Annotated in this window: 22 protein-coding genes; 6 read left to right on the forward strand and 16 right to left on the reverse strand. The window is 71.4% G+C overall.

Annotated features, from left to right (window positions below; genetic code table 11):
- Window positions 1-14 precede the first annotated feature (14 nt).
- The 5 genes from VFZ39_RS18115 to VFZ39_RS18135 form a co-directional block, all read right to left on the reverse strand.
- Complete coding sequence (locus tag VFZ39_RS18115; protein ID WP_330867195.1) at window positions 15-3,008, reverse strand: SMC family ATPase; 2,994 nt, start codon at window positions 3,006-3,008, stop codon at window positions 15-17.
- The gene (locus VFZ39_RS18120; protein ID WP_330867196.1) at window positions 3,005-4,177 is read right to left on the reverse strand and encodes an exonuclease SbcCD subunit D; all 1,173 of its coding nucleotides are present in this window, start codon (window positions 4,175-4,177) and stop codon (window positions 3,005-3,007) included. The genes VFZ39_RS18115 and VFZ39_RS18120 overlap by 4 nt, the downstream gene beginning before the upstream one ends.
- 85 nt (window positions 4,178-4,262) lie before the next feature.
- On the reverse strand, window positions 4,263-4,541 hold the full coding sequence (locus VFZ39_RS18125; RefSeq protein WP_330867197.1) for a Fe-S cluster assembly protein HesB: 279 nt from the start codon (window positions 4,539-4,541) through the stop codon (window positions 4,263-4,265).
- Between the two features lie 68 nt (window positions 4,542-4,609).
- Window positions 4,610-5,437, reverse strand: a complete 828-nt coding sequence (locus VFZ39_RS18130) for a formate dehydrogenase accessory sulfurtransferase FdhD (RefSeq protein ID WP_330867198.1) — start codon at window positions 5,435-5,437, stop codon at window positions 4,610-4,612.
- Window positions 5,438-5,459: 22 nt separating this feature from the next.
- Entirely contained in the window at window positions 5,460-6,983 is a 1,524-nt protein-coding gene (locus VFZ39_RS18135) for a gamma-glutamyltransferase (RefSeq protein WP_330867199.1), read from the reverse strand.
- Between the two features lie 190 nt (window positions 6,984-7,173).
- Between VFZ39_RS18135 and VFZ39_RS18140 the strand changes: the two genes are divergently transcribed.
- The 3 genes from VFZ39_RS18140 (at window position 7,174) to VFZ39_RS18150 (ending at window position 9,757) form a co-directional block, all read left to right on the forward strand.
- Window positions 7,174-8,919 carry a hypothetical protein gene (locus VFZ39_RS18140; RefSeq protein WP_330867200.1) on the forward strand — a complete coding sequence of 582 codons (1,746 nt, stop codon included), beginning with the start codon at window positions 7,174-7,176 and terminating at the stop codon, window positions 8,917-8,919.
- Window positions 8,920-9,131: 212 nt separating this feature from the next.
- Entirely contained in the window at window positions 9,132-9,269 is a 138-nt protein-coding gene (locus VFZ39_RS18145) for a hypothetical protein (protein ID WP_330867201.1), read from the forward strand.
- A gap of 44 nt (window positions 9,270-9,313) precedes the next feature.
- Window positions 9,314-9,757, forward strand: coding sequence for an OsmC family protein (locus tag VFZ39_RS18150; RefSeq protein WP_330867202.1), 444 nt, complete (start codon window positions 9,314-9,316; stop codon window positions 9,755-9,757).
- Between the two features lie 4 nt (window positions 9,758-9,761).
- Here the strand turns inward: VFZ39_RS18150 and VFZ39_RS18155 are convergent, their stop codons facing one another.
- The 3 genes from VFZ39_RS18155 to VFZ39_RS18165 form a co-directional block, all read right to left on the reverse strand.
- A complete protein-coding gene (locus VFZ39_RS18155; protein ID WP_330867203.1) occupies window positions 9,762-10,445 on the reverse strand; it encodes a peptidylprolyl isomerase in 684 nt (227 codons plus the stop codon).
- Between the two features lie 40 nt (window positions 10,446-10,485).
- The gene (locus VFZ39_RS18160; protein WP_330867204.1) at window positions 10,486-11,070 is read right to left on the reverse strand and encodes a carboxymuconolactone decarboxylase family protein; all 585 of its coding nucleotides are present in this window, start codon (window positions 11,068-11,070) and stop codon (window positions 10,486-10,488) included.
- A gap of 184 nt (window positions 11,071-11,254) precedes the next feature.
- Window positions 11,255-11,812, reverse strand: a complete 558-nt coding sequence (locus VFZ39_RS18165) for a dihydrofolate reductase family protein (RefSeq protein WP_330867205.1) — start codon at window positions 11,810-11,812, stop codon at window positions 11,255-11,257.
- Window positions 11,813-11,993: 181 nt separating this feature from the next.
- Here VFZ39_RS18165 and VFZ39_RS18170 point away from each other — a divergent pair, with 181 nt between their 5' ends.
- Window positions 11,994-13,403 (forward strand): polysaccharide deacetylase family protein, encoded by a 1,410-nt coding sequence (locus VFZ39_RS18170; protein WP_330867206.1) that lies wholly within the window; start codon window positions 11,994-11,996, stop codon window positions 13,401-13,403.
- Here the strand turns inward: VFZ39_RS18170 and VFZ39_RS18175 are convergent, their stop codons facing one another.
- The 5 genes from VFZ39_RS18175 to VFZ39_RS18195 are packed head-to-tail and all read right to left on the reverse strand — an operon-like array spanning window position 13,404 to window position 18,006.
- Entirely contained in the window at window positions 13,404-15,803 is a 2,400-nt protein-coding gene (locus VFZ39_RS18175) for an excinuclease ABC subunit UvrA (protein WP_330867207.1), read from the reverse strand.
- 26 nt (window positions 15,804-15,829) lie between these two features.
- Window positions 15,830-16,285: a pyridoxamine 5'-phosphate oxidase family protein gene (locus VFZ39_RS18180; protein WP_330867208.1), complete on the reverse strand. Its 456-nt coding sequence runs from the start codon at window positions 16,283-16,285 to the stop codon at window positions 15,830-15,832.
- 20 nt (window positions 16,286-16,305) lie between these two features.
- Window positions 16,306-16,716, reverse strand: a complete 411-nt coding sequence (locus tag VFZ39_RS18185) for a VOC family protein (RefSeq protein ID WP_330867209.1) — start codon at window positions 16,714-16,716, stop codon at window positions 16,306-16,308.
- A gap of 10 nt (window positions 16,717-16,726) precedes the next feature.
- Complete coding sequence (locus VFZ39_RS18190; RefSeq protein WP_330867210.1) at window positions 16,727-17,167, reverse strand: helix-turn-helix transcriptional regulator; 441 nt, start codon at window positions 17,165-17,167, stop codon at window positions 16,727-16,729.
- Window positions 17,164-18,006, reverse strand: coding sequence for an alpha/beta fold hydrolase (locus VFZ39_RS18195; protein WP_330867212.1), 843 nt, complete (start codon window positions 18,004-18,006; stop codon window positions 17,164-17,166). The genes VFZ39_RS18190 and VFZ39_RS18195 overlap by 4 nt, the downstream gene beginning before the upstream one ends.
- A 28-nt stretch (window positions 18,007-18,034) precedes the next feature.
- Here VFZ39_RS18195 and VFZ39_RS18200 point away from each other — a divergent pair, with 28 nt between their 5' ends.
- Window positions 18,035-18,910 (forward strand): Gfo/Idh/MocA family protein, encoded by an 876-nt coding sequence (locus VFZ39_RS18200; RefSeq protein ID WP_330867213.1) that lies wholly within the window; start codon window positions 18,035-18,037, stop codon window positions 18,908-18,910.
- A gap of 6 nt (window positions 18,911-18,916) precedes the next feature.
- On the opposite strand, the gene VFZ39_RS18205 is transcribed toward VFZ39_RS18200, so the two are convergent.
- From VFZ39_RS18205 to VFZ39_RS18215, 3 genes are read right to left on the reverse strand one after another with little or no spacing between them, the layout of a single operon-like run.
- Window positions 18,917-19,201, reverse strand: a complete 285-nt coding sequence (locus VFZ39_RS18205; protein ID WP_330867214.1) for a hypothetical protein — start codon at window positions 19,199-19,201, stop codon at window positions 18,917-18,919.
- Between the two features lie 37 nt (window positions 19,202-19,238).
- Window positions 19,239-20,105: an alpha/beta fold hydrolase gene (locus VFZ39_RS18210; RefSeq protein WP_330867215.1), complete on the reverse strand. Its 867-nt coding sequence runs from the start codon at window positions 20,103-20,105 to the stop codon at window positions 19,239-19,241.
- Between the two features lie 9 nt (window positions 20,106-20,114).
- Window positions 20,115-20,966: a phosphotransferase gene (locus tag VFZ39_RS18215; RefSeq protein WP_330867216.1), complete on the reverse strand. Its 852-nt coding sequence runs from the start codon at window positions 20,964-20,966 to the stop codon at window positions 20,115-20,117.
- 43 nt (window positions 20,967-21,009) lie between these two features.
- Between VFZ39_RS18215 and VFZ39_RS18220 the strand changes: the two genes are divergently transcribed.
- Window positions 21,010-22,209 (forward strand): cysteine desulfurase-like protein, encoded by a 1,200-nt coding sequence (locus tag VFZ39_RS18220; protein WP_330867217.1) that lies wholly within the window; start codon window positions 21,010-21,012, stop codon window positions 22,207-22,209.
- The last annotated feature ends 51 nt before the right edge of the window (window positions 22,210-22,260 follow it).

Consider the following 22,260-nt stretch of genomic DNA (forward strand, 5'->3'; position numbering starts at 1 on the left):
CTCTCGCGACGGGTTCAGCCCGCAGCTTCCTGGTGCACCGTCGACCCAGACCGGTGCTTGTGCACGTGGAGCTGGGTGGGGATCCGATCGCGCAGCTCGGCCACGTGGCTGACGACTCCGACGACGCGCCCACCGTCGCGCAGCGAGTCGAGGGTGTCCATGACGTCGTCGAGGGTGTCGGCATCCAGCGTGCCGAAGCCCTCGTCGACGAACAGCGTGTCGAGCTCACTGCCGCCGGCTTCGTGGGCGATCACGTCTGCCAGTCCGAGCGCGAGCGCCAGGGACACGACGAACGTCTCGCCGCCGGAGAGCGTGACCGGGTCGCGGGACTCGCCGGACCAGTCGTCGCGAACCCGGAGGCTCAACCCGCCCCGCGACTCGCCCGCACCGCGGTCATCGCTGTGCTCGAGGCGATATCGGTGGTCGGTCATCGCGAGCAGCCGCTCGTTGGCCGCCGCGACGACTTGTCGGAGCCGGAACGCAAGGACGTAGCCAGACAGCCGCATCCGTAGCCGGTTGTCGGGCGAGGTGCCGTCGACCAACGTGGCCATCCGGTCGGCGACCTCGAGCGACTCTCGGGTGGGGGACCACGCGGCGAGAGCGGCCGCGAGCTTGCCACAGAGCGTGGCGAGCCTTCCGACGCGACCGCGGGAGACCGAGAGCGCCGCACGTGCCGCCGCCAGCTCCGAGGCCAGCTTCCGTTGACTCTGCTCGAGCGCGTCGAGGCTGGGGGCGTCCGCCTGTCGGGCAGGTTGCAGGTCGGGGTCCGCAAGCGCCGTCTCGACGGCCACCAACCGCGCCTCGCGCTCGTTCACGGACTCGGTCAGCTCGTCCACGACCTGCGGCGGCAGCTCCGCGCCGCGAGCCGCCGCGACGGAGTCGAACCCGTGGTCCAGGCAGGCCCCCAGGGCGCGCGCCTGCTCCCGCTGGGCGGCACCGCGCGCACGAGTGACCTCGGCCTCCACCCGGTCGAGGTCGGCGCAGGCCTTGGCCACCGCGTCGAGGTGGTGTGCCAAGTCCGCCACGGAGTCGTGGCCCGTACCTTCGAGCACCCCGGCGATCTCCACGGCGATCTCGGTGATGCGGGCGGCGTGCTCCGCAGCCATGGTCTCGTGTCGCGCCCGCGCGGTCGTGAGCTCGGCCTTGCAGGAGACCAGACGAGCCTGTTCCTGCTCGATGTGTTCCCGACCGGAGACCGCCTGATCGAGCCCGCTCGCACGTGCCTCGAGCTGCTTCAGCCGGTCAGCCACCGAGCCGGCCTCCTGCTCGAGCTCGCCGACCGAGCGATTGCCGGACCGGTCGCGAGCGAGCGCGATCTGCGCGTCGAGGTCGCTGAGCGCCACGGTGTGCGCGTGTCGTACGGCCTCTGCGTCGTCGACCGCCTTACGGGCGGCCCGCTCGGCAGCTGCGTCCGGGGCGCCCGGAGCCGGGCGCGCGAGGGACGGGTGGTCGGCGGACCCGCAGACAGGGCAACATGCGCCCACGGCCAGCGCGCCCGCGATCTCGGCCGCCATCCCGGAGATCCGCTGCTCCTGGATCGTCAGCCACTCCTCCCGCCGCTGCTGTGCCTCGTCGACCGCGAGCCGGTGGTCGATCTCGGCCTCCGCACGGGCCGCGACCAGGGTGACGACGTGCCGGGCAGCCGCGAGCCGTTGGTCGGCGACCGCCGCCTCGGCCCGCGTAGCGTCCAAGCCGTCGACGGCGCGCCGCGCCTCCGTCTCGGCCGTACGACGAGCCGCGAGCTCGGCCGGAAGCTCGTCGAGCCGCGCGCCGACCTCGGCCGCCTCCGAGTCGATGGCGGCGATGGCGCGGTGGGCCTCCGACACCAGCCCCTCGAGACGTTCACGCTCGTTGGCTCGGGGAGCGAGCGCGCGCACCCGTGCCGCTCGCTCGGTCACCTCGCGCGCGTGGCGACCGAGGTCGTCGTAGGCCGGGTCGGTGCCGTCGAGGTCCCGCAAGGCCGCTCGGGCCGCGTCAGCCCTTCGTTCTGCTTCCTGCAGGTCGGCGGCCACGCGGGTGGCCACCTCGCACGCCGGCAGGACCGCGGCGGCTCGTCGGGCCGCGTCGAGTCGCGCGACGCGGCCGCGGTGAGCGGGGATCTCGGCGACCAGCGCCGACCGCTCCCTGCGAGCGGCCGCCAGCCGACGACGCTGGGCGGCCAACGACCGTCCGGCCTCCAGCGCCCGGGCCGCGGCCGCGGCGGCGGACTCGGCTGACGCCGCCCGCGCCTCGTCATCGGCGGCCGTCTCCTCGGCCTCGAGGCGCAGCCGGCTCGCCCACGGCTGGAGCTCTTCGACCGCCTCGTCGAGTGCCGTGAGGTCCCACGCGGCGGGGAGCGGCGTGGTCGCGACCTCGCTGAGCCGGCTCACCAGGTCCGCCACCCGGTCGTGGTGGTTAGCGGACTGCCGCCGCAGCTCTCGGCGGTGCTCCCGCAGCCACCGCTCGACGTCCTCGAACCGCGAGGTGCGGAAGAGCCGCTGCAACAGTCGACGGCGGTCGTCGGACTCGGCGCGCAAGAACTCCTGGAAGCGACCTTGGGGGAGCAGCTGCACCTGGCAGAACTGGGTCATGGTCATGCCGAGCAGGCCGGACACCAGATGACCGGCCTCGTCGAGGCGGCTGGCGAGCGGCAGCCAGCTGCCGGCGGTCCGCTCCTCCACGAGCACCTGGGGCTGCTCGGTCGTGAGACCGGTCCCGCGCTTCTTCGGCCGTTGCCAGGCCGGCGATCGTCGGATCCGGAACCGGCGCCCCTGCACCGTGAGCTCCATCCGGACCGCGGGAGCGACGCCGGGGGCAGCCTGGTCGGAGCGCAGCCGCTTGGCGAGCTGGCGGTCGCCCGGCACGGCGCCGTACAGCGCAAAGCAGACCGCGTCGAGGACGCTCGTCTTTCCGGCACCGGTGGCCCCGGTGAGCAGGAACAGACCTGCGTCGCTCAGCTCATCGAGATCGATCGAGACCTCGCCGGCGAACGGTCCGAACGCGGTGATCTCGAGGGTGTGGATTCTCATGCGTCTGCCCCGCTCGAGAGCAGGGTGTCGACCTCAGGGTCCTCGCAGCAGGCATCCACCGCCTCGGCGAGCAGGGCGGACTCCGCGTCGCTGGCCGGCCGGCCACGCAGGTCGGCCACGAAGTCGAGGGTGATGTCGTGGTCGGAGCGACCGGCCTGACGGGGCGACGATCGGACCGGCTCCGACGGGTTCGCCGGTTCGAAGCCCAGGGACAACGTGTGAGGGAACCGGTCGCGCAACCGAGCCATCGCCTGTGACGGCCGCACGTCGTCGGTCAGCGTGACCTGCAGCCAGGACGACTCGTGGACCGTCAGCGCGGGGTCGCCCAGCAGCGCGTCGAGCTCACCGCGCAGCACCGCCAGCCGGCGGGGGACCGGTGCCTCCACGAACTCGGCTGAGGCGTAGCCGGCTTCGTCGAGGTCGACCAGCCAGGACCCCTTGCGGTGGTCGGCTTCGGAGAACGAGTACGCCAGCGGAGAGCCGGAGTAGCGGACCGCCTCACCCAGCACCTGGCTGCCGTGCAGGTGGCCGAGCGCGACGTAGTCGGCGCCGTAGAACACCGACGACGACACCATCGCGACCCCGCCGACGCTGATGTCACGTTCGGAGTCGCTGGGAGCGCAGCCCGCCACGAACGCGTGGGCGATCACGACCGAACGGGTACCGGCCGGACGCTGGGCGAGGTCCGCGCGCACACGACGCATCGCCTCCGAGAGCGCAGCCTCGTGCGAGCGTCCGGGCAGGTCCCACGGCTCGCGGAGCAGCTGCGGGTCGAGGTACGGGATGCCGTAGACGGCGACCGGACCGTGGGCGTCCTCGAGCAGGACCGGCCGGGCGACCGCGGCCGCGTCGGTGCGGAGGTGGACGCCGGCAGCGTCCATCAGGCGGGCACCGAATCCGAGCCTCTGCGCGCTGTCGTGGTTGCCGCTCGTCACCACCACCCGAGCGCGGGAGCCGGCGAGCCGGGCGAATGCCTCGTCGGCCAGCCGGACCGCGTCGACCTGGGGGAGCGCCCGGTCGTAGACGTCGCCGGCGACCACGACCAGGTCGACCCTCTCGCGCTCGACGACGTCGAGCAGGTGGTCGACGTACACCGCCTGGGCAGAGATCAGTCCCTCACGGTGGAACGACCGGCCGAGGTGCCAGTCGGAGGTGTGAAGGATCCGCACGGCACGACGGTAGGGGCGCGGGCCGACAACAAGACGGACCCACGCCGCAATCAGGCGTGGGTCCGTCGGGTCGTGCGGGTGTGGTCTAGCCCTGCTGAGCCAGGGCGAACTCGACCTTCCCCTCAGGGTCGACCGCCGCGTCGAGGACCTTGTCGTCCAGGAGCAGCGTCGCGCTCTCGTCGAGGAAGACCGTGGCGCCGTTCTGCTCGAGCACGGCGTCACCGGGCTGGGCCTCGGTGGCGGGCGCGACCTCGAGCGTCGGGGCGTCCGTCGGGCCTCCCGTGATGCGGAGTCCGGTGGCCTCGGGGATCTGGTCTGCGAAGCCCTTCACCACGGCCGACGCGTTGTCGGTGAGGATGAGCATGGCTGTCCTTCCGATCGGGTGCAGGACTCTCCACCGTGTCTCATCGAGCCGCGAGATTCCAATCGCGGTCACGCATAGCGGACGGTCCTCCGCTCCGAGGTGAAGCCGTAGAGCCCGATTCCACCCTCGCGGGCGAGCGTGACCGCCAGCGACGTGGGTGCGCCGACGGCGACGAGGGCACCGACCCCGGCAGCGAGCGCCTTCTGGACCAGCTCGAAGCCGGCGCGCCCGCTCACGACGAGAGCGGGAGCAGCCGGCGACTGCCCAGCGAGCACCTGTGCGCCGGTGACCTTGTCGACGGCATTGTGCCGCCCCACGTCCTCGCGTACGACGAGCAAGGCACCGGTCTCGTCGGCGAGCCCGGCCGCGTGGACGCCACCGGTCGTCCCGAACACGGCCTGGTGCTCCCGCAGCAGTGCCGGCAGCGTGCGCACGACCTCCGGCTGGAGCGTGGGGCCGGTCCAGGCGGGTGCTCGCGGAGTCGCGAGCGCCGCCTCGATGCTGTCCTTCCCGCACACCCCGCAGGCCGAGGATCCGGTGGCGTGTCCTGACAGCCGGTGCGCCGGGTCGACCGCCGGAGGACGGTCGAGCGTGACGGTCACGACGTTGAGCTCCTGCGCGGGCGTGAGGTCCTCGTCGGTGCAGTACGCCACGGTGCGGACGGCGTCCGGCACCGCGAGCCCCTCGTGCAAGGCCCACCCTGCCGCCAGCTCGAAGTCGTGACCCGGACTCCGCATCGTGACCCAGACCCGCCGTGCGTTCGACCCCGGCCAGGCCAGCCGCAGCTCCAGCGGCTCCTCCGAGGCGACTCGGTCCTCGTGCTCACGCGACTCGGCGTCGGCGTACTCCCTGACGTCGACACGCACGATCGGCCCGGGTCGGCGCGCGTCACTCACGATGCCAGCGTAGATGGCGAGGCTAGGTGGAGGCTCCGACCGCGGCCTCGCGTCGTTGGTCACCCGCCGCCTCCAGCAGCCCGTCGGCGGTCAGCAGCGCGGCGCCGACCCCGCCGAAGTACATGTGGGGCTCGGGGTACTCGTGCCCCGGCAGCCCGCTCGCCACGACGGCCGACGCCAGCGCCGGCTCGGCTTCGTACTCCGCCACGAAGCCGTCCTTCCCGGCACGCACGTGCACCCGGGGTCGCGAGATCGCATGCTGGACGTCCGCCGCGTGGAGCATGCCCTGTCCGAGCACGAGCATGAGGGCGGTGGTGATCCGGTCGGCGCCCGGGGAGCCGATCGCCAGCGTGCGCCCGTCGGTCGCTCGGGCGGTCGTCGGCGCCATGTTCGACGCGAGCCGGGTGCCGGGAGCGACCGCGTGCAGCCCGTGGGCGTTGAGCTCGGTCTCACCCAGGCAGTTGTTGAGGAGGACGCCGGTGCCGGGGATGCACGAGCCGGCGCCGTACCCGCTGCTCATGGTGATGGCACACGCCGTGCCGTTCTCGTCGACCGCCGAGATGTGCGCCGTCGACCCCGACCCCTGCAACCCTTCGAGCCCGGCCTCCCGGACCCGCGCGAGCAGCGCGTGGCCGTCGGCGTCGAGGTCCCACGACCGGTCGTGCACCTCGAGCCGGTACCCGAGCACCGCACGCTGGATCTCGATCGCGTCATCCCAGGTCCAGGAACGGCCGCGTCGCGCGAGCTCGCCGAGCATCACCGCCAGCAGGGGCCCGCCGACCGCGGGTGGCGGGTTCACGGCCACGTCCCAGTCACCGACGTCGAGCCGGTACGCCGGCCGCTCGACCGGACGGTACGCCGCCAGATCCTCGGCCGTGACCAGCCCGCCGTCGGCCGTCATCTGGTCGACGAGCGCACGCCCGACCGCACCGGAGCTGAAGAGATCAGGTCCCTCGTCGGCCAGCTGCCCGAGCACGTCCGCAAGGGCGTGGTTCGTCGTGTGCTCACCACCGCCGAGCAGGCCGCCGCTCGAGCTGGTCACCAGTGCGTAGGCCTCGGGATCGGGGGCGAAGAGCGTGTCCGCGACGATCGCGAGGTAGCGAGCGGCTGCGCGGCTCATCGGGTAACCGTCGGTGACGGCACGCCGGGCCGGCCCGATCAGCCGCGACCACTCCAGCCTCGCGTAGCCCTCGTGCAGCATGCCGAAGGCGGGGACGACCCCCGGAGTCGCGACCGAGCCGGCACCCGCGTGCATGGTCACCCCGCCGCCGTACTCCGTGACGACCTCGCGCACGCCCTGGCCGAACCGGTCCGGGTCGGCGCCGCGGCCCGGCATCTCCACGTTGCCGTCGATCACGGCCGGTTCGCCGTCTGCTGTCCACACGGCCGCGTAGCAGCCTCCGGCGAGGCTGACCATGCCGGGCTCGGTGGACAGCGCGACGAACGCGGCGGCCATCGCGGCGTCGATCGCGTTGCCACCGTCACCCGCGACCTCGAGCCCGGCAGCGAGCGCCTGGTGGCCGGTGGCCGAGACCGCAACTCGCATCGATGAGTCTCCCTCGCATTGTGACCGGATCGAGACCCGACGTGAGTATCTGTTCTCAAGCCATCACGACCCCGTCCCCAGCACAATCCAACAGCCGGTGACCCAGGGCAACCATTTGCCGAGAGAGCACGTCATACCGGTAATCAACGGGGGGCGCATCGCCTCCGCTCGGAGAGGGAGTGCATCAAACATGAAGACGTCACGAAGTCGCGCAGCTGCCGCGGCACTCACAGGACTGGCGCTGTTGGGGACGGGCGCGGCGATCACGTCGCAGCCTGCGAACGCAGCGCCTCCCACAGAAGACTGCAAGCAGCCCTACCCGGTCGCCGACGGCTTCACGGCCGGTGACCTGGTCACCGGTCTCACGGTCGACACCGGAGTGATGCCCGAGGGGTTCACGGGCAAGATCCTCGGCGTGATCCACGACGGCATCGCCCCGGGAGTGCCGATGGTCATGGCCCGTCTCACGTCCGACGAGATCGACCGGGTGGGCATCTGGCAGGGCATGTCCGGTTCGCCGGTGTACGCCGCCGACGGTCGCCTGATCGGCGCCGTCGCCTACGGCCTCACGTGGGGCCCGTCCCCGGTCGCCGGCATCACGCCGTTCGAGCACATGGACGAGTTCCTGGACACCACCGTGCCGGCGAAGGTCGCGGTCGGTCCGGGGCTCGCCAAGCGGGTCGCGGCCACGACCGACGTGACCGTGCGGCAGGCGCTGCAGGGCTTTGAGCAGCTGCCGATGCCGATGTCGTTCTCCGGCCTGAGCCAGCACCGGCTGAACCAGCTGCAGGGGAAGAACGGCCCGGACTTCATCAAGACCCGCGGCGCCCTGGCGATGGGCGCGGCGTCGTCCGAGGTCGCGGCCGAGGAGAAGGACCTCGTGGCCGGCGGCAACCTCGGCGCTGCGATCTCCTACGGCGACATCACTGCGGGGGGCGTCGGCACCGTGACCAGTGTCTGCGAAGGGCGCCTGGTCGGCTTCGGCCACCCGATGGGCTACTTCGGCAAGACCACGCTCGGGATGATGCCGGCAGAGGCGATCTATGTGCAGGAGGACCCCGCCGCACCGGGTTTCAAGGTCGCGAACATGGGCGTGCCCGCGGGGACGATCGACCAGGACCGGCTCACCGGCATCAGCGGACCCGTCGGCGAGGACTTCCTGCCGAAGGAAGCCGTCATCACCTCCACCGTCAGCTACGGCGACAAGGAGCCCCGGGAGGGCACGTCGCACTCGCTGGTCAAGTCGTTCAACGCCGACGTGACCTTCGCGCAGCTGCTGGCCAACCACGACCGCGTCATCGACACCATCCAGGCCGGGAGTGAGAAGGCGACGTTCCAGATCCGAGGCGCCGACGCAGCGCACGAACCCTTCCTCATCGAGTGGAGCGATCGGTACGTGTCCAGCTACGACATCTCCTACGACAGCTCCTACGAGGCCGCGGAGATCGTCTACCTGCTCAGCCGCATGAAGGGCGCCTCGGTCGACACGGTCACCGCGACCGCAGATGTCAGCGACAGCACCGCGGTGTGGCGGCTCACCGGCGTCCAGCAGAAGCGTGGCGCGAAGTGGGTCACGCTCAGCCGCAGGCAGCCGGCCGTCGTCAAGCCGGGCGGCACCCTGCAGCTGCGGGCCCAGCTGGCACGTGGCAGCAACACCAAGCGGCTGCAGCTCACGGTCGCCGTCCCGAACAGGACCACCCGCGACGGCTTCCTCGAGATCACCGGTGGACTGTCGATGTGGGAGAACGACCTCTACAGCGCGAAGAACCCCGCGCAGCTCGAGGCCGCGGTCGCCGCGATGACGGCGAACGACCAGGTCAATGCCTCCTTGCAGTTCTTCAAGCGCGGCCAGAACATCGTCAAGCAGGCGAAGTCCGCGTCACAGGACCTGCCGGTCCGCGGGCGCGTCTGGGCGGAGGTGGCGGTCCGCCGCTGACCGCGGCGCGACAGCCGACGTCGTCACCGAGGACGGGCCGGGAGCAGCTGCTCCCGGCCCGTCCCGCTGGCGCCCCGAGTGGTTGAGGTCACGTCGTCGCCGAAGCGGAGAAGGGGTCGGCGTACCCCTAGTATGTAAGAGGCGTCGTTCCGACGCCGGCCATTACATCCAAGCGCGCGGGGCCAGCCTCGCGGAAAGGCACGAGAACCACCATGACCACGCAGTACCTGTCTTACGGGATCGTCGGCGGACGGACTCACTCAGACCGGGAGCTCGAGCAGCTGCGCGCGGTGGAGCTCGTCCGGGCGGCTGCCCGGCGTGACCGGTTGCGCCGCCTGTTCGGACGCTGACACCCAGCGGGGGAGCGGGGCCCCGATCTGGCAGGCTGGCGGCCATGAGCAGCCAGCCCTCCGCGCGCCCTGACACGTTCCGTTCCATCGAGCTCACCAAGATCGGCCCGGAGCGCTACAAGGCGACCAACGCCCGCGGCGGAGAGACGTTCTTCGGCAGCGGGGGAGAAGACCCCGACTTCACGCCGGTCGAGGCGTTCTTGGCCTCGATCGCCGCCTGCACCGCCGTGAGCGTGGACGGCATCTCCGGCAAGCGCGCCACGGCCCAGGCGTTCACCGTGACCGCCTCAGGCGACCGGATCCGTGACGAGGGCGGCCAGCACATGGTGAACCTGGTGGTGACGTTCGACATCCGGTTCCCCGAGGGGGCAGACGGCGACGCAGCGCGGGCGGTGCTTCCGCGGGCGCTCGAGCAGACCCACGACCGGCTGTGCACCGTCAGTCGCACCGTCGAGCTGGGGGAGCCGGTAGAGCTCCGGCTTGCCTGAGGCGTCAGCCCCTGGAGACGGTCGCAGCCTCGATCTCGACCTCCGTGAGCGGAGCCCCGTCGCCACGCCCGAAGGCGTGGTCCGTCCCGGCGTCGGCGACCTCCCGCACCGTCTCGAGCGAGGCGTCGTCGACCGTGCCGAACACGGTGTAGAGCGGGGGAAGCTGCGTGTCCTGGTAGACGATGAAGAACTGGGAGCCGTTGGTGTTCGTGCCGCTGTTCGCCATGGCGAGGGTGCCCGCAGGATAGGTCTCGTCGCCGGACAGCTCGTCGTCGAAGGCGTAGCCCGGACCACCGGAGCCGGTGCCTGAAGGGTCGCCGCACTGCAGCACGAAGATGCCGCTGGTCGTCAGCCGGTGGCAAGTGGTGCCGTCCAACCACCCCTGCTCGGCCAGAGAGACGAACGAATGAACGGTGCACGGCGCCTGCTCGGCGTCGAGCGTCAGCGCGAGGTCACCGACGCCGGTCCCCAGCGTCACCGAGACCTCGCCCTCGGCGACCGCCTCGCCACCCGGCGCGTCCACCTCCCTGGCCGGCGCCGTGCCGGTCTCCCGGTACGTGCACGTCACGGTCTCGGCATCCGGCTCCGCGCCGGAGTCGTCCGCGGCCTGCGGTGTGTCACTGCCGCAACCGAGCAACGCGATCGCGAGGACCGGCACGGCGAGCAGGGCGAGCAAGCGCGTCGACACGGCGTCGATGGTAGACGAACGCCTGCCCGCCCTCGGATCGTCACGCGGTGACCGGCCCCGGTGCGGCGATCGGCGCGAGGCCACAGCTGTCTGCGAACTCCTCGGAGCGGATGCCCAGCGCCACGTTGCTCCGAGCGGTGGCGTTCATGAACCCGACCCTGGACGTCAGCTCCAGCAGCGACGCCGGGTCGAGATCCTGGAGCAGGGCCTCGACGAGCTCGTCGGTGACGGCCGAGGGGGTCTGGCTCATCGCCTCGGCGTACTCCATCACGCGCCGCTCGAGCGGGGTGAAGACGTCGGACTCCCGCCACCGCGGCACCTCGCGGGCCTTGGCGGTGTCCAGCCCCTCGTTGTGGGCCAGGAAGTAGTTGAGGTCGACGCAGAAGCTGCACCCGACGAACGCCGCGGTCGCGATCGTCGCGTACGACGCGAGGTCGGGGTCCAGCCGGTTCCACTTGTGGACCTTCTGGCCGAATGCCATGGAGTCCTTCAGCACCCGGGTGTTGTGCCACATGTAGCCCATCGAGTCCGGCACGCGGCCGAACATGCGACGCGAGAACGTCTTCACCAGGGCGCCGTACACACCGGTGATCTCGGCGGACGGGATGCGTGCGGTGTTGGTCATGTCTTCCTCCTGGAGGGTTCGTCGTTCATCCAGGAGACGAGGTGGCCCGCGTCGTTGTGACATCGAGCGGTCCCAGCGGACGGACGAGGGGGAGGCAGCCGCCCGGTTCAGCCTGTACGGAATGACATAATGTCACTTATCGGCGATTCCCAGGAGTCGGGCCCGGACGCCATGCGTCTTGTGGCTAGCGGGTCCGGTAGCGCGCGTAGATCAGTCCGCTGCCGAAGGCCCGCTCCTCGACCAGGTCGAGATCGAGACGCACGCCCTCAGGGAAGAACCGCTTGCCGCCACCGACCACGCTCGTCGTGATGAACAGGTGGTACTCGGCCACCAGGCCGGCCGCGATCGCCTGGGCCGCGAGACTCGGCCCGTCGACGGTGAGGTCGTGATCAGCCTCGGCCTTGAGCCTGCGCACCTCGTCCGGATCGAAGGTCCGCTCGATCCTGGTCCTCGCGCTGGACACGGACTCCAGGGTCGTGGAGTACACGATCTTCTCCGCGGCCTGCCAGTCGCGGGCGTACTGCAGGATGTGCGGCGGCTGGTCGGGCTCGGTGTGTGCGGTCTCCCAGTAGATCATCGTCTCGTACATCCGTCGCCCGTAGAGGTAGGTCCCGACGCCGCGGAACACATCGTTGACGAAGGTATGCACCTCCTGGTCCTCGGCTCCGGTGCCGAGGTCGCCCTCCGACGCCTCTGCGTAGCCGTCGAGCGAGGTGAACATCGAGTAGATGAGTTGTGCCATGCGACTCCTTCGGGTGCGGGCGCGCAGTCTGCGCCAACGGTCCTGCAGGCAATGACCCCCGCACGACGCGGAACTCATCGATCGACGGGCCGGCCCAGCCGGACTCCACCAGCCGGGCACGTCCCGTCAACGAAATGACGCTTCCCCTGCGGCGGGCCCCCACACCTCCCATCCTCGTGTCATGGACGTGCGGGGGCGTGCTGCGGTAGCCGTGACGGTCGCCACGGTCGTGGCGGGACTCGGCGTGGTCGCGACCCCGTCGACCGCCGCGCTTGCACCGCGGGCCGGTTGCTCGTCCGGGTACGTCGCGCTCACGTTCGACGACGGGCCGTCGGACCAGACCGAGCGACTGGTGCGGATCCTGCGTCGTGCCGGAGCACCGGCGACGTTCTTCATGGTCGGCGAACGGGTCGCAGCTGCGCCCCGGGTCGCGCGGCGCGTCGAGCGTGCTGGGTTCTTGATCGCGAACCACAGCTGGGCACATCAGGACATGCGGACCCAGAGCGCTGCCGGGGTCACCGCCACGTTGCGCGCCACGGAGCGGGTGTTGCGCCGAGCGGGCACACATCCGACCCGGATGATGCGGCCGCCGTACGGCGCGCTCGACGACGCGGCGCGCAAGGGCATCCGCACCTCCGGGCTGATCCCCGTCCTGTGGACGGTGGACTCCCGCGACTGGACCGGCGGTACTGCCCGGCAGATCGCCACGCGGATCCTGTCCGCGTTGCGGCCGGGCGCGCCCAACGTCGTGCTGCAACACGACGGAATCGGGCACTCACCGGTGTCGATCAGCGCAGTGCGCGCGGTGATCCGAGGTGCCCGGAGCCGCGGTTACTGCTTCACAGCCCTGGACGAGGACGGTCGTCCTGGGTTCCCCACGCCCCGGATCGGCCTGTCCGTGACCGATACCCGCGAGGGCACTCCGGCCGTCGCCACGGTACGGCTCGACAGGCCGGCCGGACGCCGCACCAGCGTGTGGCTGCGCACCAGGACGGACAGCGCGACCGCTGGCTCGGACTTCACCCGCCTCGCACGGCGGGTGACGATCCGTGCCGGCCGGCTGTCGGCGCGGGTCCGGGTCCCGGTGCCGCGGGACCGGCTCGACGAGTACGGCGAACGCTTCCGGGTCTCCATCGGACGGCCGCGTGGCGTGCGGATCGGTACCCGCCAAGCGTTCGCCAGCATCGCCGACGCCGACCCGCCGCCGGCTGTCCGGGGGCGTGACCTCGACGTCGTCCGCCCGGCCGGCGAGGCGCAGACCCTCCCCGTGACGTTCGTACTGTCCCGGCCGAGTGGCAAGCCCATCACTGTCGTCGTCGCCACCCGCCCCGGCACCGCACAGCCGACGGACTACACCCCGTTCCGTAGGCGGCTTCAGCTCTCCCCCGGCACCACTCACATCGACGTCGACGTCACCGTGCTGGCTGATCCGGAACTGCTGAGCGGGTCCGACGAGTTCTTCACCGTGGAGGTCCTGAGCGCCCGGCGAGCGCGAATGGCACGTGCCGCCACGGTCACGATCCACCCACCCCAGCCGCCGCAGGTCCCTGACCCCGCCCGCGTGCGCGGCGGGCTGACGAGACACCGCTAGCTAGCTGTCCTCGGCACGGACGTACTCGGCCAGGTGCTTGCCGGTGAGGGTCGAGCCGTCGGCCACCAGCTCGGCGGGCGTGCCCTCGAAGACCACCCGGCCGCCGTCGTGGCCGGCGCCGGGGCCGAGGTCGATGATCCAGTCGGCATGGGCCATGATCGCCTGGTGGTGCTCGATCACGATCACTGACCTGCCGGCGTCGACCAACCGGTCGAGCAGTCCGAGCAGCTGCTCCACGTCCGCGAGGTGCAGCCCGGTGGTCGGCTCGTCGAGGATGTAGACCTCACCCTTCTCGGCCATCTGCGCAGCCAGTTTCAGCCGCTGCCGCTCACCGCCTGACAGCGTCGTCAGGGGCTGGCCGAGCGTGAGGTAGCCGAGCCCGACGTCGGCGAGCCGGACGAGGATCTTGTGGGCTGCCGGCGTCTTGGCGGCTCCGTCTCCGAAGAACTCCTCGGCCTCGGCCACCGACATCGCGAGCACCTCGGCGATGTTGCGCTCGCCGAAGGTGTACTCCAGGACCGAGGCCTGGAAACGACGACCCTCGCACTCCTCGCACGGGGACTCGACGGTCGCCATCACGCCGAGCTCGGTGAAGATCACGCCGGCGCCCTTGCACGCCGGGCAGGCGCCCTCGGAGTTGGAGCTGAACAGCGCCGGCTTGACCCCGTTGGCCTTGGCGAACGCCTTGCGGATCGGCTCCAGCAATCCGGTGTACGTCGCCGGGTTGCTGCGTCGCGAGCCGCGGATGGCGGCCTGGTCGACGACGACCACACCGTCGCGACCTTCCAGTGAACCGTGGATCAGCGAGCTCTTGCCGGAGCCGGCCACACCGGTGACGACGCACAGGACACCGAGGGGCACGTCCACGTCGACGTCCTGGAGGTTGTGCCGCGAGGCGCCGCGGATCTCGATCGCGCCGGTCGACTCCCGCACCGTCTCCTTGAGGCTCGCGCGGTCATCGAGGTGGTGACCGGTGACCGTGTCGCTCGCACGCAGGCCCCCGATGTCGCCCTCGAAGCAGATCGTGCCGCCGTCGCTGCCCGCTCCCGGACCGAGGTCGACCACGTGGTCGGCGATCGCGATCGTCTCCGGCTTGTGCTCGACGACCAGCACCGTGTTGCCCTTGTCGCGCAGCTGCAGCAGGAGCTGGTTCATCCGCTCGATGTCGTGCGGGTGCAGCCCGATGGTGGGCTCGTCGAACACGTAGGTCACGTCGGTCAGGGACGACCCGAGGTGCCGGATCATCTTGGTCCGCTGCGCTTCTCCCCCGGACAGCGTGCCCGCGGGCCGATCCAGCGACAGGTAGCCCAGCCCGATCTCGGCGAACGAGTCGAGCAGGTGCTGGAGCCCCGCGACCAACGGCGCGACGCCCGGCTCGTCCAGGTCGCGCATCCACTCGGCGAGGTCGCTGATCTGCATCTGGCACAGCTCGGCGATGTTCTTGCCGCGGATCTTGGACGACAGGGCTTCCCGGGTGAGCCGGGTGTCCTCGCAGTCGGGGCAGGTCGTGAACGTGATCGCCCGCTCGACGAAGCGGCGCACGTGCGGCTGCAGGGACTCGACGTCCTTCGAGAGCATGGACTTCTGGATCTTCGGGATCAGGCCCTCGTAGGTGAGGTTGATCCCCTCCACCTTGATCTTGGTGGGCTCGGCGTACAGGAGCTTCTCGCGCTCCTTCTTGGTGAACGACCCGATCGGCTTGTCCATGGGGAGTCCGGCACCGCTGAAGATCCGGCCGTACCAGCCGTCCATGCTGTAGCCCGGAACGGTGAGCGCGCCTTCGGAGAGACTCTTGGACTCGTCGTACAGCGCGGTCAGGTCGAAGTCGCTGACGTTGCCCATGCCCTCGCAGCGCGGGCACATACCGCCCTGGTAGACCGCGTCCTTGACGACGTCCTTCTTCTCGTGGCCGGCCTTCTCGGTCTTCATCACGCCGCTGGCGGTCCGGGTCGGGACGTTGAAGGCGAACGCGGTCGGCGGGCCGATGTGGGGCTTCCCGATCCGGCTGAAGAGGATCCGCAGCATTGCGTTGGCGTCGGTGGCGGTGCCCACGGTGGAGCGCGGGTTGGCGCCCATCCGCTCCTGGTCGACGATGATCGCGGTCGTCAGCCCCTCGAGGCGGTCGACCTCGGGGCGCGCCAGGCTCGGCATGAACCCCTGCACGAACGCGCTGTACGTCTCGTTGATCAGGCGCTGCGACTCGGCCGCGATGGTGGCGAAGACCAACGAGCTCTTGCCGGAGCCGGAGACCCCGGTGAACACCGTGAGCCGGCGCTTGGGAAGCTCGACATCGATGTCCTTGAGGTTGTTCTCGCGAGCCCCCTGCACCCGGATCCAGTCGTGACTGTCCGCCTGGTGACTCCTGGTGGTCGTGCCGGCGTCCTTGGTGGCCCTGCTCATGGTCGGCTCTCTCTCCCGTCGTCTCGTCACACCAACCAGGTGCCGCCGCGCATGAGCGTACGACCCGGAAGCTCGTTCACCTCGCGCCAGGCCTGCACCCGCTCGGGTCGCAGCACCAGGAACTGGTAGCCCGCCAGACCCCGCGGGTCCCAGTCAGCCTGGGCCGCGTACGCCGCGCCGAGCGCTTCGTCCTCGTCGACACCGACGGCACGCTCCAGCATGGCGTCGATCATCACCACGTCGCGAGTGGGTCCGACCGCGAGCCGCGCTGTGCCCGCCGCCGTCAGGTTGCGGGCGGTCACCGACTTGCTGTCCACGGCGATGACCACGCGCTCGTCGACCCAGGCCAGCGACAACGGGATCAGGTACGGCGCGCCGGACTCGGAGGCGGTCGCCACGAAGACGTCGATCGCGGGTGTGGCGAGCTTGGCCAGGGTGTCCGCCTTGCGCGTGGCAGCGTCCCGAGGCGCGGGCAGGTCCATCGGCTCGTCCTGCCTTCCACTCAGCTCTTCTGGTTGATGCGGAGCAGGTTGCCGGCCGGGTCGCGGAAGGCACAGTCGCGTACGCCGTACGGCTGGTCCATCGGCTCCTGCAGCACCTCGGCGCCGCTCTTCTCCAGCTTCTCGAACAACCCGTCGAGGTCGGAGGTGGCCAGGGTGAGGGCGGCGTAGCTGCCCTTGGCGATCAGGTCGAGCACGGTCTGCCGCTCCTCATCGGTGAGGCCAGGGTCGATCGCGGGTGGGGTGAGCACCAGTCCGGTCTCCGGCTGGTTCGGCGGTCCGACCGTGAGCCAGCGCATGCCCTCGTAGCCGACGTCCTGGCGGACCTCGAACCCGAGTGTGTCGCGGTAGAAGGCCAACGAGGCCTCGGGGTCGGTGTGCGGTAGGAACGCGTAGTGAATGGTGATGTCCATGTCGGTCACGCTAGTTGCGGCCCCCTCCGGTCGCTTCTCGATTCCTGATCGGTCGTAGGACCTGCTTCGCCAGGCAGGTCGGGATCTCCCCGGTGCCGTCCGCCGCGCGCTCCCGGTAGGTGCTGGGCGGCATGCCGACCAGCTCGGTGAACCGGGTGCTGAACGTCCCGAGCGAGGAGCAGCCCACCTCGAAGCACACCTCCGTGACACTGAGGTCGCCGCGGCGCAGCAGTGCCATCGCCCGCTCGACACGCCGCGTCATCAAGTAGCTGTACGGGGACTCGCCGTAGACCCGCTTGAACTCCCGGCTGAGGTGACCGGCGGACATGTGGGCACCTCGCGCGAGTGCCTCCACGTCGAGCGGCTGGGCGTACTCGCGGTCGATCCGGTCACGCACCCGGCGGAGGCGTTCGAGGTCCCGCAGCCGGGCCGAGTCGACGCTGCTGGTCACGAGTCGGATCGTGCCACGTCTGCCAACCAGGTCGCGACCTCGGCGGTGAGCGCCTCGGGCGCGTCGAGCTGCACGAGGTGACCCGCATCGGGGAGGACGCGGAGGGTCGACCCCGGGATCATCGCCTGCAACCGGTGTGCGCGGTCCACCGGGATCCAGGTGTCCTCGGCACCCCAGATCACGTGGACCGGCTCCGTGAGCCCGTGCAGCAGCGGCTCGAGCTCCGCGGTGAACCGCTCATCGGCCTGCGCTATCTGGCGGTAGAAGCCGGGCAGCCCCTCCGGCGTGGTCCACGGCTCGACCAGCCGCGCGAGGGTCTCGGGTGCCGGGTCGCGGTGGGCAGCGCCGCGCACGTAGGCCTCGACGGCGCCCCGGTGCACCGCCGGCGGGAGCTGGGAGAAGACCTCCGCGTGCTCCTGCACCAGCCGGAAGAAGGGTGAGCCCCAGGGCCGGAGCGCGACCACGTCGACCAGGCAGAGAGAGGCGTGCGTCGCGCCGTGCAGCAGCCTGGCGCGCAGCCCGACCGCGCCCCCGATGTCGTGGGCCACGACGTGCGGGCGGTCGAGCCGCCACTCCCGCAGCAGCTCCGCGAACAGCTCGCCCTGGGTCCCGAGGTCGACGTCGTGCTCCGGCCGCTTCGACGACTGGCCGTAGCCGGGCATGTCCCACAGGTGCACGGTGTACCTGCTGGACAACGCGTCCGCGATCGGTCGCCACAGCGCCGAGGACCACGGGGTGCCGTGCAGGAGGACCACGTCAGGCCCGCTGCCGAACGAGTCCCAGCGGACCTCGCGTCCGCGCCACGACGTGAAGTGAGGCAGCGCGGGGGCATCGGTCACCCGGTCATACTCCCCTACGATCTGGCGCGTGGACCCGTTGCGTGTCGGACTCGTCGGCGCCGGCCCGTGGGCCGAGCTCTACCACGTGCCGATGCTCGAGGAGCACGCCGATACAGACCTCGTCGCCGGGTGGGCGCGTCGGCCGGAGGCGATGGAGCGCCTCGTCGGCGCGTCGCGCACCGTCGATCGGTACGACGAGCTGCTGGACCGGGTCGACGCCGTGGCGTTCTGCGTGCCGCCCGACGTCCAGGCCGAGCTGGCACCGCAGGCGGCCGCCAGGGGCAGGCACCTGTTCCTGGAGAAGCCGCTCGGCTTCGACGTGCCGCAGGCGGAGCGGGTCGCCGAGGCCGCCCGGAACGTCGCGTCGCTGGTCTTCCTGCGCACGCGCTTCGAGCCGGCCGTGCGCGAGCTGGAGGCCTGGTGTGCGGCGTCGAATCCGGTCGCGGCCAGCGTGACGATGGTGGGCGGCGGGTCCGTCCCCGGCGCGACCTTCGCGACCCCGTGGCGCATGGAACGTGGCGCCCTCGACGACCTCGGACCGCACGCACTGGACCTGCTGGACGCCCTCCTCGGCCCGGTCGAGGACGTCACCGCGGCCGGCGACCCGCGCCAGTGGGTCGCCCTGACCACGCTCCACCGCTCGGGGGCGATTGGACAGGCGGCGATCTCCATCACCACTCCCCTCCCCCAGGCTCTGTCCCGGTGCGAGGTGTACGCGCGGGGTGAGGTCCGTGCGTACGACGCCAACCGCGACGCGGACGACGCGGCCATGCGAGCCGCGGTGCTCGACGAGTTCGTCGCAGCCGCGCGCGAGGCGCGGCCGGCCCGGATCGACGCCGAGCGTGGTCTGTACGTGCAGCGGTTGCTGGAGCGCGCTCACGCGTCGCTACGGAGTCAATCCTGACCCGCCTCAGCCCAGCCCGCGGTGGTCCGCCCAGAGCGACGCGGCTTCCGCAGCCGCGTCTTCGACGAGTGACCGGAGCTCCGGCCGGTCAGGCACGGGGAACGACACGTACGCCCCGCGGCCACCGGCGACGGGACGGCCGTACGCCTTGGCCGCGAGGTGGCCGTCCGGCTTGAGCCGGACGTTCAGCGTCTGCAGCTCGAACTCCTCGCCCCGTCGAGTGTCCCGCCAACGGAGCGGCTCCGGAACCGACACGTTGATGGCCAGGGCGCTGATCTCCACGTCCGACATCCCCGCATCGTCCCATCGCGAAGCGCGTCCGGCGGCGTCATCGTCGACCGGGGGCCAGCTCCGCCACGATCAGGTTGGCGAGCACCCGGGGCTGGTCCTCGGGCACGAACGTGTACGAGTCCTCGATCGCGACGACCCGGGCGTCCGGCAGCACGTCGGCGAGCCGGTGGGCCAGCGACAGCGGGAACAGCCGGTCCTCCTCCGCCCAGGCGAGCAGCACCGGCCGGTCGAAGGACGCCAGCCGCTCGGCGGCTGCGAGGGTGTGTCGCCGGTGCACCCCGCGTAGGAAGCGGGCCAGGTCACGGCGTACCGCAGCGTCGCGACGGCTCGGCCCGAGGTACGAGTCGACGTACGCCGGCGGGACCGGCCGCTTCGACACCCACCCGAACGTGAACGGCAACCGGTGCAGCGCGCGCAGCCGCAGCACCTGGCTCAGCACAGTGACCGCCCCCGGCACGCGGGCCAGCCACGGCAGGAAGGCGAAGACCGGTGGGAAGAACCGCTCGAAGCTGTCGCTCGGCGTGAGGACGACGCGGCCGATCCGCTCGGGGTGATCAGCCATCAGGATCTGCGTCAGCGCTCCCCCGGTGTCGTTCGCCACGATCGCAACGTCATGGAGGTCGAGCTCCTCGAGGAACGATGCGATGATCGCAGCGAGTCCGGGCGGCGTCAGGTCGGCGGCCGGCACCGGCAGCTCGTGCGCGCCGAGCGGCCAGTCGGGCGCCAGGCAGCGGTGGCCGGCCCCGGCGACCACCGGCACGACGTGACGCCAGAGGTCGGCGTTCACCAGGAGGCCGTGCACGAACACGACGGGCGACCCCTCGCCGCGTTCCCAGTAGCGCAGCGGTCCTGCCGGGAGCTGCACGAGCCGGTCGACCCCCAGTGATTCACCGCGCGCCGACATGACCCGACCCTACGGCCCCAGCGCCTCGGCGATCATCCGGTGCCCCTGGGCCTCGAACCGCTCGTCACCGACCTGGTAGGCCCACACAGCGGTGCCGATCGCCTCGCGGACCTGCTGGCGGTGCCACGCCGCCGGCTCCCGGGGGTCCGCACCGTAGCCAGCGAGGAAGGAACGCTCGCGGGCGGGGTCGCGTCGGAAGTCCTGTGCGGCCAGCCGGGCGAGGTCGCTGTAGGCCGGGCGCAGGTCGGCGCGGCCGAAGTCGATCGCGCGGACGACGCCGTCGTGGTGCAGCCAGTTGCGCGGCTGCCAGTCGCCGTGGGTCGGAACCAGCGTCGCCGGCGGCTCCGGCCATCTGGCGATCTCGTCCCGCAACCGCTGCTCGACGCCCGGTTCGATCCGGTGCTCCCGGTCGAGCCAGCTGATCATCTTCCGGTTCTCGCGGGGCTCGTACCCCGCGTCCACGACACCCGGTTGGTGGTGAAGCAGCGCGAGCAGGCGGCCGGCCTGCCGGAAGACCTCCGGGTCGTCCGCGGCCGCGCTGCCCTCGACCAGCTGGCCGGGCAGGAACCGGGTCACGAGCAGCAGGGACTCCTCGTCGGCGTGCACGAGGACCGGCGCCCGGTCGCGTGACGTCCACGGTGACAGCCACTCCCGGTGTGCGCGCAGCTCTCGCTCCATGTGGTGGTCGTCGGGTCCGCCGGCCTTCACGACGTAGGTCTCGCCGCCGTGCTCGACCTCCAGCACCGTCCGCTCCACCAGCCCCCAGCTGTGGTCCCGGACCACACGGGCACCGGGCAGCCACTGGGCGAGCAGGTCACGCTGGCGAGCGGAGATCCCGGCCACCTCGTCGAGGGAGGACATGGGCGTGCAGGCTAGCCGTGGCGCGTCTGCTAGGAAACGGACCATGACGTACGACGTGGCAGCCGTCCGGTCCCAGTACCCCGCGCTCACCAGTGGCGAGGCGTTCTTCGACGGCCCGGCCGGGGCCCAGGTGCCGCGACCGGTGGTCGACGCGGTCGCCGCGACGCTCGGCAGCCCGGTCTCCAACCGCGGGCCGCACACCGCGCCGCAGCGAGCAGCCGAAGAGATCGTCCACGCGTGCCGTGAGGCGCTCGGCGACCTGCTCGCGGCGGACCCCCGCGGCATCGTCTTCGGGCGCAGCATGACGGCCCTCACCTACGACCTCTCGCGAGCCCTCGCCCGCACGTGGGAGCCCGGCGACGAGGTCGTGGTGAGTCGGCTGGACCACGACGGCAACGTCCGGCCCTGGGTGCAGGCGGCGGAGGCTCGGGGTGTGACCGTGCGCTGGATCGACTTCGACCCCGACACGGCCGAGCTGACACCGACCGATCTACAGCCGGTGCTGAGCGACCGGACCCGGCTCGTGGCCGTGACCGCCGCCTCCAACGTCCTCGGCACGATGCCCGACGTGGCCGCGCTGGCTGAGCTGTCCCACTCCGTCGGTGCCCTGGTCTACGTCGACGGCGTGCACTTCAGCGCCCACGAGGCCGTCGACGTGGCTGCGTTGGGAGCGGATCTCTTCGCGTGCTCGCCGTACAAGTTCGGCGGTCCGCACTGCGGCGTGGTCGCGGCCGACCCGGCGCTGCTGGAGACGCTGCGCCCGGACAAGCTGGTTGCGTCGACCGACGTCGTCCCGGAGCGGTTCGAGCTCGGGACGCTCCCCTATGAGCTGATGGCCGGGACCACCGCCGCGGTCGACTTCCTCGCCTCGCTCGACCCGGCGGGCACCGGCAGTCGCCGGGAGCGCGTCGTGGGCGCGTGGGACGCGATCGGAACGCACGAGGACGTGCTCCGCGGCCGGATCGAGGAGCACCTGCTCGAGCGCTCGGACATCACGCTGTGGTCCCGCGCCAAGCGACGGACGTCGACCCTCTACTTCAGCATCGAGGGGCTCGCCCCCGGCGACGTCCATGCCGAGCTGGGACGGCGCGGGATCAGCGTCTCGTCGGGCCACTGCTACGCCTGGGAGCCCTGCCACCGGCTCGGGCTCGGCCCATCCGGAGCGGTCCGGGTCGGCCTGGCGCCGTACACGGACGAGCAGGACGTCCACCGTTTGTTGCGCGCCCTGCCCCGGGGTGACTAGGGCGACGTGGTCACCTCGGGTCAACTTTCCCGGGTCTTCCCTCGCCTGCCC

The sequence above is a fragment of the Nocardioides sp. genome (genome assembly GCF_036374615.1).
Classification (GTDB): Bacteria; Actinomycetota; Actinomycetes; order Propionibacteriales; family Nocardioidaceae; genus Nocardioides.

What these genes read in the sequence shown, in the direction of transcription:
- VFZ39_RS18175 (WP_330867207.1), bottom strand. Translation starts at nt 15,803, where the DNA reads ATGAGCAGGGCCACCAAGGACGCCGGCACGACCACCAGGAGTCACCAG.
- VFZ39_RS18210 (WP_330867215.1), bottom strand. Translation starts at nt 20,105, where the DNA reads ATGTCGGCGCGCGGTGAATCACTGGGGGTCGACCGGCTCGTGCAGCTC.
- VFZ39_RS18215 (WP_330867216.1), bottom strand. Translation starts at nt 20,966, where the DNA reads ATGTCCTCCCTCGACGAGGTGGCCGGGATCTCCGCTCGCCAGCGTGAC.
- VFZ39_RS18135 (WP_330867199.1), bottom strand. Translation starts at nt 6,983, where the DNA reads ATGCGAGTTGCGGTCTCGGCCACCGGCCACCAGGCGCTCGCTGCCGGG.
- VFZ39_RS18170 (WP_330867206.1), top strand. Translation starts at nt 11,994, where the DNA reads ATGGACGTGCGGGGGCGTGCTGCGGTAGCCGTGACGGTCGCCACGGTC.
- VFZ39_RS18185 (WP_330867209.1), bottom strand. Translation starts at nt 16,716, where the DNA reads ATGGACATCACCATTCACTACGCGTTCCTACCGCACACCGACCCCGAG.
- VFZ39_RS18125 (WP_330867197.1), bottom strand. Translation starts at nt 4,541, where the DNA reads ATGCTCATCCTCACCGACAACGCGTCGGCCGTGGTGAAGGGCTTCGCA.
- VFZ39_RS18140 (WP_330867200.1), top strand. Translation starts at nt 7,174, where the DNA reads ATGAAGACGTCACGAAGTCGCGCAGCTGCCGCGGCACTCACAGGACTG.
- VFZ39_RS18150 (WP_330867202.1), top strand. Translation starts at nt 9,314, where the DNA reads ATGAGCAGCCAGCCCTCCGCGCGCCCTGACACGTTCCGTTCCATCGAG.
- VFZ39_RS18220 (WP_330867217.1), top strand. Translation starts at nt 21,010, where the DNA reads ATGACGTACGACGTGGCAGCCGTCCGGTCCCAGTACCCCGCGCTCACC.
- VFZ39_RS18180 (WP_330867208.1), bottom strand. Translation starts at nt 16,285, where the DNA reads ATGGACCTGCCCGCGCCTCGGGACGCTGCCACGCGCAAGGCGGACACC.
- VFZ39_RS18205 (WP_330867214.1), bottom strand. Translation starts at nt 19,201, where the DNA reads ATGTCGGACGTGGAGATCAGCGCCCTGGCCATCAACGTGTCGGTTCCG.
- VFZ39_RS18165 (WP_330867205.1), bottom strand. Translation starts at nt 11,812, where the DNA reads ATGGCACAACTCATCTACTCGATGTTCACCTCGCTCGACGGCTACGCA.
- VFZ39_RS18115 (WP_330867195.1), bottom strand. Translation starts at nt 3,008, where the DNA reads ATGAGAATCCACACCCTCGAGATCACCGCGTTCGGACCGTTCGCCGGC.
- VFZ39_RS18145 (WP_330867201.1), top strand. Translation starts at nt 9,132, where the DNA reads ATGACCACGCAGTACCTGTCTTACGGGATCGTCGGCGGACGGACTCAC.
- VFZ39_RS18160 (WP_330867204.1), bottom strand. Translation starts at nt 11,070, where the DNA reads ATGACCAACACCGCACGCATCCCGTCCGCCGAGATCACCGGTGTGTAC.